Genomic DNA, 13869 nt, shown 5'->3' with positions numbered 1-13869 from the left:
CAACATGCATTATTGTCTTAATATTTTACATTCATTTTCCTGCGGATCCTTGTTTCCCCGTTTTCGCCTCGATCGCTTCCAGCAGGAAAGCATTCAACGACACCTCTCCCGGTATATCCAGTTTCTTCCGCAGCCGGTAGCGACTGGTTTCTACGCCCCGTACGGATATCCCCAGCAGCTGGGCGATCTCTTTTGATGTAAGGTCGATATGCAGGTAGGCGCACAACTTGAGGTCGGTAGTAGTGAGCGTGGGGAAATGCTTTTTCACACGAGCCAGGAAGTTACTGTGCACCTCATCGAAGTGCCGGGAGAAATGCTCCCAGTCCTCTTCATTGTTTTCCGCTTCATCAAACAGCCGCATTACCCGTTTGAAGTGATCCTGCGATACGCTGGGCTCCAGCTTTTTGATCGTAGTATTCAGTACCTCCTTGATATTCGATAATACCCGGCCGCGGTCTACGAGGTGCATGGTCATGGTGGCGAGCTCCCGGTTTTTAAAACTCACATCAGAAGCCAGTTTATCATTCTGCACTTTGATCAGCTCCTTCTCATTACGCTCCAGTTCCAATTGATGCAGGGAAATGAGGTGTTCCTGCTTTTGTTGGTACTTGACCTGCTGATCGGTGAATTTCTTCTTTTGCCGGCGATACAGCAGAAACAGCAAACCCATGATCAGCAGTACATAAACAGCCTTGGCAATATTGGTCTGATAAAAAGCAGGTAAGATCGTGAAGCTGTATTTCACTTCGGCCGATTCAATGCCCAGGTTATTACGGGCCTTTACGGCAAACGTATAATCGCCGTATGACAGATTGGTATATTCTTTTTCCGTCTTTGAAGTCCATTCACCCCAGGCACTGTTGAAACCGATCAACCGGTAACTATATTCCACATTACTCCCCTGGTCGATGGCCGGGGAAGCATATTCAAAATGAAAATCATTGAAGCCGTTCGGTAAGCGTACCGCAATATCGTCAGATTGATTCAGCTGTGCGGAACTGTCATTGGCAAAGTAGCCGCCAAAAAGCAGGCTGTCGGCTTTACCGGTTGTTTTCACAGTACCGATGGCAATGGCTGGACCAGCAGCCGATTGAATGTACTTACGATAGTTGAGATGATACAAGCCCTTCTCGGCCGCCATGAAAATATTCTCATCATCATACGGATAGATGAACTCGAAACCATTGACGATCTTCTGTTGCAACTCAGGAAAATAGATAATAGAATAAGGATGAGAGCCGGAAGGTTTATGATAATCAATAATGCCCGGGCGTCGGTTGGAGGTAAACCAGATATTGCCATTAGCATCTTCAGCCAGGAATTGCACACTCATATTGCCCAGCACAGCATGTAGCAACGAAGAAGGTGCAAACCTGCCTGTAGCCGGATTATATTCATAAATACCGTGGCGGGTAGCGACTACCACCCGGTTGCGGACCCTGAACACAAAATTGTCATAATCGGAGGGCAATCCATCCTTGCTGGTATAAAGCTTATAGTGAAGCGAATCATTCGGAAGACTGATCTTATAAACACCACGGTAGGGGTGTGAGCCCCAGATGGTATCTTCATTATCTATCGCAAGAAAGCGAAGTGATTCACGCAAACCTTCAAAACGCTTAGGTGTCGAAAAGCTGCTGCCTCCAGCCTGAACGCCGTATAAGCCATTATAGGCGCCAATGAGCATGGAGTAGGGCGAAGAAGGAGAGCTATAAGGTTTGTACAACCAACAGCCTTTGCCGCTGCTCAGTTGCGCAGCTGTATTATTGCCGATCAGGAAAGTGCCCTCATGATGCCCCATCAGCAGTTGATTATTGACCACAGATAGGTTCCATACCTGGCCTTTACTGTTGTTTACTTGCTGGAAATGGTTCTTGGAGAAACTGAAGTCACTATTGTTGCAGAGAGGCGTACTATACAAACCATCAGAAGTACCGATAAATAACTTATTGTCGAATACCTGGGCCGCATACGTGGTCAGCATATTCTTTTTGTCGGGATAGATCTGCTTCACGAACGTATTGTACCGAACGAAATCGATGCCATTGTCCAGTGCCAGCCAGATGTTCTGGCGGCCATCGGCAAACACGCGCAACACATTGTTGTTTTGCAACCCTTCTTCCATGCTAAAGTGCTGGATAACGCGCCCGGTAGTCTTATTGATGATATAGCAGCCATCAGAGGTAGTACCTACGGCCATCTCAGAATCGCCCAGGCCAATGGCGCCATAAATACGGCTGGTAGTAAAAATGGCGTCGGCTGCCGTTTGCCGTGGAGTCAGTTGGTTATTGGCAACAGTAAACAACCCATTCTTTTGAGTAGTGATCAGCTGTGAACCGGCCGGCTCTTCCAGGATACCCGTGATCAGCATATCATGAAGGACAGTGTTGCTACAAACAAGCGTCCACCTGCCCACATCATATTTCATGAGCCCCTGCTGCATTTCCTGCGCATATATTCCCTTTTCTGTTTTAAGCAGTTTGCGCCATTCTTTAACAGGGGGATGTGCGATCATGCGATTGTCGCGGTACTCCAATATCATATTATAAGCCCGGAAAAAAACAGCGTCATCGTATAACTCGATATCCCATACGTCGGCAACTTCCTTATTGGCAGTTGGCAGCAAGTGTTTGAGTGAGTGATAGCGGAGCGTCCCATGCTGGTCGGGGAAATAATACCCCAGCTCATCCTGTGCACCTACATAGATATAACCCCGCGCATCCACCTTAACCGAACGCAGGCGCGTGTGATTGGAGATGGGATACAACTTCCAAAACTGTCCATCGAAAGTGAGTAACCCTTCCGTGTTGGCAAAATACATGATGCCCCGTTGGTCGATGGCAACATCCCAGCTCTGACCGCCACCGCGGTATTGTTCCTTGGTATAATTGACGATATCCGGAAAGCCGATGGTGTTTTGCGCATACGCACGGCCAAAAAGCAAGACAAAAAGGAGTATTGGCTGCAATCTCATTCAACAGTCGTTTGTACCCTAAAAATAGGGGAAAAATAGAATGTAGTAGCCGTGGCGTAAATGACACATATTGATTTTCAAATATTTAATTTTTCCTGTAGTAGTATTGACGTACACCATGCTGCGGTTTATAAGAGTTGTTAAGAGTAATTTGAAACCTATCACTTAAATTTTTTGATACAGGCAGTTAGCGTTATTTGATAGATAACGCTTTGCGTTTCGCAAGCAATCACTTAAAGGGTGGAACACATTTACCTGTCCAGGTTGAATGCTTCCACTTTTTTTCTCTCCACACCATGCGCAACTCTCCACAAAGGCATGCCATCGTATGCCTGTATAAAGCTGTTTGTTCACTAAAACCAATATAACATGAACCTACAACTACGGAAAGTAGTTCGGCTGCTGGGTGGATACGGCAGCCTGCTGACGATGCTTGCACTATGCCATACTGCTACCGCCCAGTTGTCTCGGCTGCGGGCAGATGGACAACGAATTGTCAATGCCGGCAACCAGGAAGTTTTGCTCAAAGGGGTAGGACTGGGTGGCTGGCTGTTACAGGAAGGGTATATGATGAACCCCAATTCAGGTGGCACCCAATGGTCGTTCAAACGCATCCTGTACAACCAGGGCCAAACCGATGCACAGGTTGATGCCTTTTACCAAACCTGGCGCAACACCTTTATCACACAGGCCGACATCAACTGGATTGCCGACCAGGGTTTCAACTGCGTACGTATCCCTATGCACTATGAGCTCTTCCTGACTACTGCACAAAGGGCCGTGCGTAATTCGGTAGCACGCAATTCGGCCAACTACACCAATTACGTGAACTCGATGACCACCTGGTACAACAACAACCAACTGTTTACCGACCCCAACACAGAAGGCTTTCGCACGTTGGAGAACTGCCTTAACTGGTGTGCAGCGCGCGGTCTGTATGTGATCGTAGACCTGCACGCTGCTCCAGGTGCACAAGGCAGCGATGCCAACATCTCCGATGCGCTGGTGGGTAATGATCTTTGGAACAGGTCCATCTTTCAGGACATTACCGTTCGTTTGTGGCAGGCCATCGTAACCCGCTACATCAACAACAACACCGTAGCATTCTGGGACCTCATCAATGAGCCCAACAATGTGCCCGGTGGCGGACAAGCCATCTTCAGCCTTACCAACAGGCTGGTGAATGCTATCCGCGGACTGGGCGACACCCACCTCATCATGATCGAAGGCAACGGATTCGGTAACAACTACGATTGGCTGGAACCTAACAAGTTCAACAACCAAAGCAACCTGGTGTACAATGCACATCGCTATTGGATACCAGAAGGTGATGACAATATCCGCGACGGCAATCCCAACCAGATCAACCGGCTCATCAACCTTACCGAGTTTCGCACCCGATGGAATGTACCAGTGTGGGTGGGTGAAACAGGCGAGAACTCCGATGCCTGGTTACGTCAGAATGTAGACAAGCTCAATGGTGCTGGTATAGGCTGGTGCCACTGGACTTACAAAAGAACCAGCTCCAGTCCCAATGCTGCTTTGAGAAGGATCGTTGGCCCACCTTATCTCACCGATGGCGTATCGGCCATGAGCGGTGTGTTGAATAACATTCAGTTTGCCAATACCGTGGTGAACAGTGGACCATTGGCAGCTGTTGATCCACGCAGAGGTAGTTCTACCACCTGTACCGGTGCTTATAATGCAGTGCCTGGCACTATACAGGCAGAAGCTTTCTGCGCCATGAGTGGCATACAAACAGAAGCCTGTACCGATGCAGGTGGAGGGTTGGATGTAGGGCATATCGATGCGGGCGATTGGCTGGGCTATCGCATCAATGTCCCCACTGCAGGAACTTACACCATACAATACCGCGTAGCCAGCCTGAATGGTGGCGGCAGCATTCGCTTTGAACGCTTTGGTGGCGGCACGGTATTCGGCACCATAGCAGTACCTGCAACAGGTGGCTGGCAAACCTGGCAAACAATCTCCCACACGGTGCAACTACCGGCAGGACAACAGGACGTTGGCATTGCAGCACCGGCAGGTGGATTCAACATCAACTGGTTCAGTATTAGCGGCAATACTTCCTCCACAGCGCCTATCGGGCAGATCATTACCCTGCGTGGATTCAATAACATGTTTGTGTCCGGAGAAAATGGCACACAAGCTATGCGTTGCAACCGCGCCACTGCTACGGGCGACTGGGAAAGATTTTCCGTACTGGATGGTGGCAATGGAACCATCATGCTGCGCAGCATGGCCAAATACGTTTCATCAGAAAATGGTACACAAGCCATTACCTGCAGCCGTGCTACGCCCGGCGCCTGGGAGCGCTTTACCTGGGTGGTAAATGCCGATAATACCATTTCCCTGCGCGGCAACAACAACATGTACATAAGCTCAGAGAACGGCACACAGGCGATGACCTGTACACGCCCAACTATCGGCGGCTGGGAAGCATTCAACTGGACATCTGTAGGCACTGTTACCAATGCCAGCAGTCTTGCCCAAAGCGATGATCCTGAAAATGACCTTACAGCCATACAGGTGTTCCCCAATCCTTCCCGTGGCGCGGTTACGATCAAAGCGCCGGCACCCGGTAAGTTGGCGATCCTTGATGTAGCTGGTCGGCCGGTCTATCAGTCAACCATCAAAACTTCACTCAATGTCAACAACCTGAAGCCAGGCATATATACGATCCGTATAACAGGCGATGATCAAAAAACAGCAACAAAGAAACTGATCATTCAATAAGATAGCCCATCAACAAAAAAGCGGGACAGCAGGTCCCGCTTTTGCTCTGCGAGGCTTGTAGCCTCGCAGTTCTATTCCGTTGCTTTCAGCAACATTGGTTGTACTTATTGAGGAATGCTATGCAAGCCTATCCGGTTGCCTTCCGTGTCGATAAACACAGCCATGAAACCGTACTCGGGGGATATTTCTGTTTTAGGAACAACGATCTTACCGCCGGCAGCCTCGATCCTGTTCAGCACGTTCTGAACATCCGGGTTGCCATTAAGGTAGATCAAAGGGCCGTCGGTAGCGGAAGGCTTGTAAAAACCTTCAGCCTTGCAAATAGCACCTCCAATACCAGTCATCATGTCTGCAACAGGAAACATCCGCATTTGAATGTTGGGAGTGTCCATAGGGATCAATTGCGTTTCGAAGATCGCTTCGTAAAACTTTTGCGCCCTGTCCAGGTCAACGGCAGGGATCTCAAACCAGCTGATGGCATCCTTGAAAGTCATAAGCAGTCGTTTTAAGGTGAAAGAATAAAACAATTTAGTAATAAGTCATCAATGAAGGGCAGGAAGTACATGAACGGACTATTAAATAATTTCACACAACTGAATCCTTTATCTTTATTCCAAAGCAATAACGTTTGAGCCATATGTTCTCTCGTAGAAAATTTATTAAGACAACTGCGATGGGCGGCACAGGCTTGCTGGCCAGCCTCCATGGTATCGCTTCGCTCGATTGGCAGCAGTCACCCGTTGCCAATGATCTATATACACTCAGTGATCAGTTGGTGCGCCTGTGGGGACAAACCCTGCTGAACTTGCAAGTGACAGATGCTTCCCGTAAAGAATATGGAGGCATCCTGTGTCCCACCTACAAAATAGTGCACGGAAGAGTAGGAGACACGATCTATCCATTCCTTCACCTGGCTGCTAAAACCAAAGATGTCCGCTATGTAGATGGCGCTAAACAACTTTACCGCTGGATGGAAAAGAACGTAAGCCAGGAAGACGGTTCCTGGCTGAACGAGCCCGTAAAAGGCGCCTGGAAGGGCACCACCATATTTTCCATCATTGCTCTTTGCGATGCGCTACATTACCATGGAGATTTACTCGATGAAACATTTAAGCAGGAGCTGAGAGCGCGCCTCAAAAAAGCAGGCGATTACGTATACAATACCTTTACCATCGACTACGGCAATATCAATTATCCCATCACAGCGTCCTATGGATTAACATTCCTGGGAGAAATACTGGACCATCAACCCTACAAAGTAAAAGGAAGAGAACTGGCACATCAGGCATTGTCATTCTTTACCAAGAAAGATGGTTTGCTCTTTGGCGAAGGTGATCCCTACTACCAGCCCAGTCCTAATGGATGTTATTCTGTTGATCTCGGTTACAACGTGGAAGAATCACTGCCTTCGCTGGTGATGTATGGGCTGATGACAAAAGATGAAGAAGTGTTAGAGGTAGTAATACGTTCCTTACAGGCCCACATGGAGTTCATGCTGCCCGATGGTGGTTGGGACAATAGCTGGGGAACCCGTAACTATAAATGGACTTATTGGGGCAGCAGAACATCCGATGGTTGCCAGCCTGCTTATGCGTTGCTGGCAGATCGTGATTCGACGTTTTATGACGTGGCATTGCAAAATACACAACTGTTGCAACAGTGTACACACGATGGATTGCTCTATGCAGGTTTGCATTATAGATCACACAAGGTGCCGCCCAGCGTGCATCATACCTTTACCCATATCAAAGCGCTTACCACCATTCTCGATCGAGAGCCAATGAAGCTAAATACCGATGAACTGAGGCTGATGCTGCCAAGGGAAGATAGCTATCGCGCCCGTTTCTTTACAGATATTCAAACCTGGCTTATCAGCAGAGGTAGCTACCGCGCTACGGTGACAGCCTATGACCGGGAATACAAGAAAACGAAAAACGGCCATGCTACCGGTGGTGCAATTACCATGCTGTGGCATGAAGCTACCGGCCCTTTGTTGACAGCCAGCATGAACGAATACCAACTCTATGAAGCTGGAAATATGCAGGTAGACAATGATCCATTATCGATATGCCTTACACCACGGATAGAAATGAAACTGGGCAACACATGGTACAGCAATATCTGTGATCTCACAGCAATCATGCAGGAAAAAACAGTAAATGAAGAAACGGTGATCACAGTAAGTTCAAGGCTTGTTGATGGTAGCCAGCAATCACCCACTATTGGCGAAATACAATGCATGGTATCTTATACATTCACCCCCAATAAAGTAAAATTCACTTTTGCTTACAAAGGCAATATCTCTAAAGAGAGTGTGCGGGTGATCTTTCCAATGATCTCACCTACAGGAGAGAAAGTGCAGGGAATCGGTAAACGTACAATGACCATCAAAAAGCCAAAAGCAACCGTAAAACTAAACGCTAACCAGCTCATACAACAGCTACCCACCACGGGTGAGCGCGTGTTCAACTTTGTGCCCGGTCTCGAAGCTATTCCCTTGTTTTTTGAAGGAAAAGACGTAAAACTGGAGTTGGAGGTGCTAAAATAGCGCGCAAAAGCTCCACTTTAAGCTCAATTATAAGTGCCAGACATTCAATTGACTATAATTTGAGACATGTGTCAACCATGTGTCAGGCATGTGTCGTTCATTGGTGAAAGGGCCCGTTTCACACATGGTTGACACATGCCTCACACATGTTTTGTACAAGGTTAACAAATCCAGGCTGCCAGAAATTGTGGAATCGCGTATTGAGCATTATTTTGTGCGGGCATAATTACTCAACCCGAAAATGACCGTAAAGAAAATCATAATACGATCTGCCTGGCTGATGACAGCCTGTTTGTTATTGGTTGCCTGTCAGGATGCGCCCGGCGGAAAGAGCGAAAAGATCATTGTGTTTTCTGATGGCGCTTCAAAGAAAACGCCCATGGATGCCTTTACAGAACTCCCATCCGAAATCAATGGCTGTGCTGGGTATTTTGCTGAAAGTGAAAAGGAGCTTGCTGAGAAGAAGTATATATATGCAGATGATAGGGATACTATTGCTTTTATAAAGATCAATGGTATCATGACGAAATTTACGTTGAGCAAGCCTGATGCAACAGAGAAACCCCAGCCAATGCAGATTTGGAAGAATAAGGATTATGAATTGAACATCATAATTAAAACTACACAGAAAGCAGACCAGGTACAGAAGCAGGAGGGCGTTTTAATATTGAAGCCCAATGAAGGCAGCGGCACAGTAGTCAAAAAAATATACGGAGAAAGAAGATGTTAATAACAAAGAAAATAGGAAAAACAGCTTTATTCTATGTAGTATCATTTTTACTACTGTATTTGTTGAGTATAGCTGATCATGGTGGTCCCTGTTCACCCCCATTGTTTATTATCCTGGGCCTTTTGATATTCATTCCTGCCTGCGTTTTTCTTTTTGCGTATAACTTTTATCAGACCGTAGTGAAAGGGAAAGAGTATTTGCTGTCTGCGATTCTTCATGGACTCGTTATTGCCACTTTATGTGTAGGCGTTGCGATAGGATAAATACTATTTATACAAATGCTGGTCCTTCAGGTAATCGATCCCATGCTTTTTGAGGTAGTCGATTCCCCATTTGCTGATGAACTCATACAAGGGCGATAGAGACTTCCCGTCTGTACTTAGAAAGTATTCTACTCTGAGCGGCTTTTTCGAAAGTACTTCCTTCTCTATCAGTTTATCCCTTTCCAGTTCCTTTAACTGCTGGCTCAACATCTTTTCGGAAATGCCGGGCAGGTTTTCCTTGATGGCGCTATAACTCTTCCGTTCAAACTGGTGCAGGTGGGAGAGGATCAGCAGTTTCCATTTGCCACTGATGAACTCCAGCGTAATGTCCACCGGACAGGTATAGGTTTTATTGTTTAACTGTATCATGATAGGATGGGTGTATAAAAAGGAACCTACTTTTTGGTAAGGTATTGCCGGAGCAAAAACCTGTCCGCAAATTTGCCGGTATAAAAATAAGTATATGCTGTTAAAAACATTACTGGCTCTACTATTACTGGTAAGTAATACAGGTATACCGGCATCCTCTTCTCATCATCAATCACCAACTATGAGTAACAAGACATTTTCAGTAGAAATTATCCGGTACAATATTTCACAGGACAAAAGCGAAGCTTTTGAAAAGGCCTACGCAGAAGCGGGTAAACACTTACAGGCATCACCTTATTGCCTTGAATACCGGGTGCTACACGGTAATGACGAGCCCAACCATTACATGGTTATTATCCATTGGACCAGTAAGGAAGAACATTTACAGGGCTTCCGGAAGAGCAAAGAGTTCGGCCCATTCTTCAACCTCGTAAAGCCATTCTATAACAATATTGAAGAAATGAAGCATTATGATCAGACGGGCACAGCCTGGACAAAGTAATTCCTTATCTTCAGGCAGCAAACTACTGCCATGAAAATCCTGTTGGCCATCATCGCTTTCATCAACGGCGGCTTCATGCTGCTCGACGGTATCTTCGTTATGCTCAAAGGAAAATACATCGGTTCTGAAAAGCCCGGCCCCTGGGCCAACTTCTTCTACAAACTACAGGTAAACGTATTCAAGCTGGGGCCTGTATTTATTGTGTATGGCCTGGTGTGGCTGGTATTCCTGTATGGGTTACTGAGCGGACAATCCTGGGCTTATAAACTGGGACTGATCATCGCCGTCTTAACACTATGGTACCTGCCGGTGGGTACATTACTTTCTATCATTACATTGGTAGTCCTGATCTGGTTCAGGCAGAAGACGGGTTTATAAAATAGCTCCGTTATTTCTTCAGCTTGCCGGGCATATATCCAAAATACTTTTTGAACGCCTTGGAGAAATTATAAGGGTCATTATAGCCCAGTGTATAAGCAACTTCATATACAGTGCAGGAGGATTCCAGCAATAGCTGTCGCCCATATTCCATTTTAAGCTCGTTGAGGTAGCCAAACACGGTAGTGCCAAACAATTCCTTGAAACCCTTCTTGAGTTTAAAGTCATTCAATCCACAATGGCGGGCCACCTGCAGCAAAGTAATCGGCTCAAACAGGTGCCCTTTCACAAAATCACGCGCAGCATATAATCGTTCCTGATCTGGTGTGGACAAGGAACTGCCCTTGTTGCCCGCCAACTTGTCTGCCTGCTCCACCTGTAGCAAAAATAGCTCTACTATTTTCGATTCCAGGTACAGGTCCCTCATATGTCCGGTATACCGGCAACGACGCATATCCATGATCACCTGCTTTTGAGGAAGCGTTATCTCCAGCGGGATGGAGGATATTTCTACAGATTGCTGCAGCGCCACTTTTCCCCAGAACCGCTTCAGGCATTCTATATCTGTTGCCATCAGCCTCGACAAATAGTCGGCTTCCATCTCCACGCAAAAACTGTCGGTATGCACCCCTTTGATCGTGTAATGCCCATCGAAAGAAGGAGTATATACAATGCCGTGATGGTTACTGCCAATCTTGCATGTTGCGCCATCAATAGTGTTGAGCGCGCTGCTATGCCCCTGCAGCGAGAAGTACATGTCCAATATCGGCCCCGTTTTGGTAGCCGGGAACTGCGATTCATGCTGCTGCTGTATCCGTGCGGAGATCACGTTCACACCCGGCAAGGGGGTAATGGTAATATCTGGTTGAGCGGTGATCAAGGCATTATTTTTTTACAAGTTAAGCGGTATCAACAATAGTAAACAAACCGTGCCCCCAATAAATCCATTTGAGCGGCAAAACAATCCGTGTACACAGGAAAAAGAAACACCTATTGGTGCATTTTGCAGTAACTAAAAAGAGATAACCATGCAGCAGGAATATATTCATATCAGGGGTGGGAGAGAGAACAACCTGAAAAATATCGACCTCTCCATTCCTAAACGGAAGATCGTCATCTTCACCGGCGTCTCAGGTTCAGGCAAATCATCCATTGTGTTCGACACGATTGGTGCGGAGGCCCAACGTCAGCTGAACGAGAACTTCAGCATGTTCATTCGGAACCGCCTGCCCAGGATCAGTCAACCCGAAGCTGACGCCATTGAAAACCTGTCCACGGCCATCGTGATAGATCAGAAACGGCTGGGTGGCAGCTCCCGTTCCACGATGGGTACGATCACTGATATCTATTCCGTATTGCGCTTGCTGTTCTCCCGCATCGGACAGCCCTTTGTGGGCTATTCCAATGTATTCTCTTTTAACGATCCCACAGGCATGTGTCCGGAGTGCAAAGGATTAGGATACAAAGTAGAACCGGATCTGGATAAATTGGTTGATATGTCAAAGTCACTGAATGAAGGTGGCATTCTCTTTCCCACTTTCGCAGTAGGCTCCTGGTATTGGAAAAACTTTGTGTATTCAGGACTGTTGCCCAATGATAAGAAGTTGAAAGATTACACAGCAGAAGAGTGGAATACCTTCCTGTATGGCCATTCCAAATTCGAAACCACGCTCGATAATAATATACCCATCAATGTAAACTTTGAAGGACTGCTGGCCCGGTTCAACAGGATGTACATTCAGAAAGACAGTAGCGAGATGGCCGATAGAACACGCGATTCAGTAGAGCGATTCTTAAAGACGGGTCCCTGCTCGCTGTGTCATGGAGCACGGCTTAGTCAGGCCACCCTTAGTTGTAAGATCAACGGTCAGAACATCGCAGAGATGGCTGCTATGGAAGTCTCGGCCTTGATCAAAGTCATTGAAAAAATCAAAGACCCGATAGCAACACCGATGGTCGATTCATTGGTGATGCGGTTGCAACACCTCGACGATATTGGACTCGGATACCTGAGCCTGGATCGTGAAACAGCTACACTATCGGGTGGAGAGTCGCAGCGTATCAAAATGGTCAAGCACCTCAACAGCAGCCTCATCGATATGCTGTATATATTCGATGAGCCCAGTATAGGGTTGCATCCCCGTGATGTGCACCGGCTCAATGAGCTATTGATCAAGCTGCGCGATAAAGGCAATACGATTCTCGTAGTGGAGCATGATCCCGATGTGATCAGGATCGCTGATTACATTGTAGACGTAGGCCCCAAAGCAGGAGAGCAGGGAGGACGCATCGTATACGAAGGAGAGGTAGAAGGATTGTTGCAGGCGCCAACCCTTACCGGGAAATTCATGAACAGGCAAACGGCCATCAAAGACAACTTCCGCGCACCCACAGGATGGATGCCGGTTAAAAATGCCAACCTGCACAACCTCAAAAACATTTCAGTCAACATCCCTACAGGTGTGCTCACCGTGGTAACCGGTGTAGCAGGTTCAGGGAAAAGCTCACTCATCAATGGCGTATTCTTGTCACAGCATCCGGAAGCCATCGTCATCGATCAATCGGCCGTAGGAGCGTCCATTCGTTCCAATCCAGCCACCTATACAGGTATACTCGATGATATACGGCAACTGTTTGGCAAGGCCAACAAAGTAAGTCCCTCACTCTTTAGTTTCAACTCCAAAGGTGCGTGCCCCGAATGCCATGGACTGGGATTCATCTTCACCGACCTTGCCTTCCTCGAACCTATCCGCACGGTTTGCGAAACCTGTAATGGAAAACGCTTCAAAGAAGAAGTACTACAATATACCTACCACGGTAAGAACATTTCAGAAGCACTCACCATGACGGTGCACCAGGCGTTGCATTTCTTTGAGCACAAGGATATACGTCGCAAGCTGAAAGCTATGCACGATGTAGGATTGGATTACCTCACATTAGGCCAGCCGCTGAGTACATTATCTGGTGGAGAATGCCAGCGTATCAAACTGGCTGGAGAGCTGCACAAAAAAGGCAGTATCTATGTAATGGACGAACCTACCACAGGTCTCCACATGTCGGATACCGGCCACCTGCTGGAGATCATCAACCGGTTGGTCGATAGTGGCAACACGGTGCTCATCATCGAGCACAACATGGACATCATTAAAAATGCCGACTGGATCATCGACCTTGGCCCGGAAGGAGGAACCAAAGGTGGCCAGGTATTATTTGAAGGAACACCTAAGGACCTGTTGCAAGCTTCCAATTCCCTCACCGGCAGATACATGTACGAGCATCAGGCAACGCCCGCTTAGGCCCGAACTATAAGGATTTTGCTGGAAACAGGAAGTTTTGCATATTTACAGT

10 protein-coding genes are annotated in these 13869 nt (G+C 47.2%); 6 read left to right on the top strand and 4 right to left on the bottom strand.

Features of this window, described 5'->3' with window-relative positions:
- Positions 1–31: 31 nt before the first annotated feature.
- Complete coding sequence (locus AC5JBY_RS21675; protein WP_495906748.1) at positions 32–2974, bottom strand: triple tyrosine motif-containing protein; 2943 nt, start codon at positions 2972–2974, stop codon at positions 32–34.
- Between the two features lie 369 nt (positions 2975–3343).
- Between AC5JBY_RS21675 and AC5JBY_RS21670 the strand changes: the two genes are divergently transcribed.
- A complete protein-coding gene (locus AC5JBY_RS21670; protein ID WP_495906747.1) occupies positions 3344–5731 on the top strand; it encodes a carbohydrate-binding protein in 2388 nt (795 codons plus the stop codon).
- 104 nt (positions 5732–5835) lie between these two features.
- Here AC5JBY_RS21670 and AC5JBY_RS21665 read toward each other — a convergent pair whose 3' ends face one another.
- Complete coding sequence (locus AC5JBY_RS21665) at positions 5836–6225, bottom strand: VOC family protein (RefSeq protein WP_495906746.1); 390 nt, start codon at positions 6223–6225, stop codon at positions 5836–5838.
- 143 nt (positions 6226–6368) lie between these two features.
- Here AC5JBY_RS21665 and AC5JBY_RS21660 point away from each other — a divergent pair, with 143 nt between their 5' ends.
- Both AC5JBY_RS21660 and AC5JBY_RS21655 read left to right on the top strand, forming a co-directional pair.
- Entirely contained in the window at positions 6369–8279 is a 1911-nt protein-coding gene (locus tag AC5JBY_RS21660; protein WP_495906745.1) for an ulvan lysase-like protein, read from the top strand.
- Positions 8280–8520: 241 nt separating this feature from the next.
- Positions 8521–9009 carry a hypothetical protein gene (locus tag AC5JBY_RS21655; protein ID WP_495906744.1) on the top strand — a complete coding sequence of 163 codons (489 nt, stop codon included), beginning with the start codon at positions 8521–8523 and terminating at the stop codon, positions 9007–9009.
- A 266-nt stretch (positions 9010–9275) separates the two neighbouring features.
- Here the strand turns inward: AC5JBY_RS21655 and AC5JBY_RS21650 are convergent, their stop codons facing one another.
- Positions 9276–9641 carry a winged helix-turn-helix transcriptional regulator gene (locus AC5JBY_RS21650; RefSeq protein ID WP_495906743.1) on the bottom strand — a complete coding sequence of 122 codons (366 nt, stop codon included), beginning with the start codon at positions 9639–9641 and terminating at the stop codon, positions 9276–9278.
- 94 nt (positions 9642–9735) lie between these two features.
- Between AC5JBY_RS21650 and AC5JBY_RS21645 the strand changes: the two genes are divergently transcribed.
- Positions 9736–10143, top strand: a complete 408-nt coding sequence (locus AC5JBY_RS21645) for an antibiotic biosynthesis monooxygenase family protein (protein WP_495906742.1) — start codon at positions 9736–9738, stop codon at positions 10141–10143.
- A 30-nt stretch (positions 10144–10173) separates the two neighbouring features.
- Positions 10174–10521, top strand: a complete 348-nt coding sequence (locus AC5JBY_RS21640) for a hypothetical protein (protein WP_495906741.1) — start codon at positions 10174–10176, stop codon at positions 10519–10521.
- 10 nt (positions 10522–10531) lie between these two features.
- On the opposite strand, the gene AC5JBY_RS21635 is transcribed toward AC5JBY_RS21640, so the two are convergent.
- Positions 10532–11401, bottom strand: a complete 870-nt coding sequence (locus AC5JBY_RS21635) for a helix-turn-helix transcriptional regulator (protein WP_495906740.1) — start codon at positions 11399–11401, stop codon at positions 10532–10534.
- 148 nt (positions 11402–11549) lie between these two features.
- Between AC5JBY_RS21635 and AC5JBY_RS21630 the strand changes: the two genes are divergently transcribed.
- A complete protein-coding gene (locus AC5JBY_RS21630; protein WP_495906739.1) occupies positions 11550–13817 on the top strand; it encodes an ATP-binding cassette domain-containing protein in 2268 nt (755 codons plus the stop codon).
- The last annotated feature ends 52 nt before the right edge of the window (positions 13818–13869 follow it).

The sequence above is a fragment of the Paraflavitalea sp. genome (genome assembly GCF_059502485.1).
Note: the sequence above shows the minus strand (reverse complement) of the source record. Positions and strands in the feature narration are given on the sequence as shown.

Excerpts from the sequence above, each read along its gene's own strand:
- AC5JBY_RS21675 (WP_495906748.1), bottom strand. The coding sequence starts at position 2,974 with ATGAGATTGCAGCCAATACTCCTTTTTGTCTTGCTTTTTGGCCGTGCG.
- AC5JBY_RS21670 (WP_495906747.1), top strand. The coding sequence starts at position 3,344 with ATGAACCTACAACTACGGAAAGTAGTTCGGCTGCTGGGTGGATACGGC.
- AC5JBY_RS21665 (WP_495906746.1), bottom strand. The coding sequence starts at position 6,225 with ATGACTTTCAAGGATGCCATCAGCTGGTTTGAGATCCCTGCCGTTGAC.
- AC5JBY_RS21650 (WP_495906743.1), bottom strand. The coding sequence starts at position 9,641 with ATGATACAGTTAAACAATAAAACCTATACCTGTCCGGTGGACATTACG.
- AC5JBY_RS21640 (WP_495906741.1), top strand. The coding sequence starts at position 10,174 with ATGAAAATCCTGTTGGCCATCATCGCTTTCATCAACGGCGGCTTCATG.
- AC5JBY_RS21660 (WP_495906745.1), top strand. The coding sequence starts at position 6,369 with ATGTTCTCTCGTAGAAAATTTATTAAGACAACTGCGATGGGCGGCACA.
- AC5JBY_RS21630 (WP_495906739.1), top strand. The coding sequence starts at position 11,550 with ATGCAGCAGGAATATATTCATATCAGGGGTGGGAGAGAGAACAACCTG.
- AC5JBY_RS21645 (WP_495906742.1), top strand. The coding sequence starts at position 9,736 with ATGCTGTTAAAAACATTACTGGCTCTACTATTACTGGTAAGTAATACA.
- AC5JBY_RS21655 (WP_495906744.1), top strand. The coding sequence starts at position 8,521 with ATGACCGTAAAGAAAATCATAATACGATCTGCCTGGCTGATGACAGCC.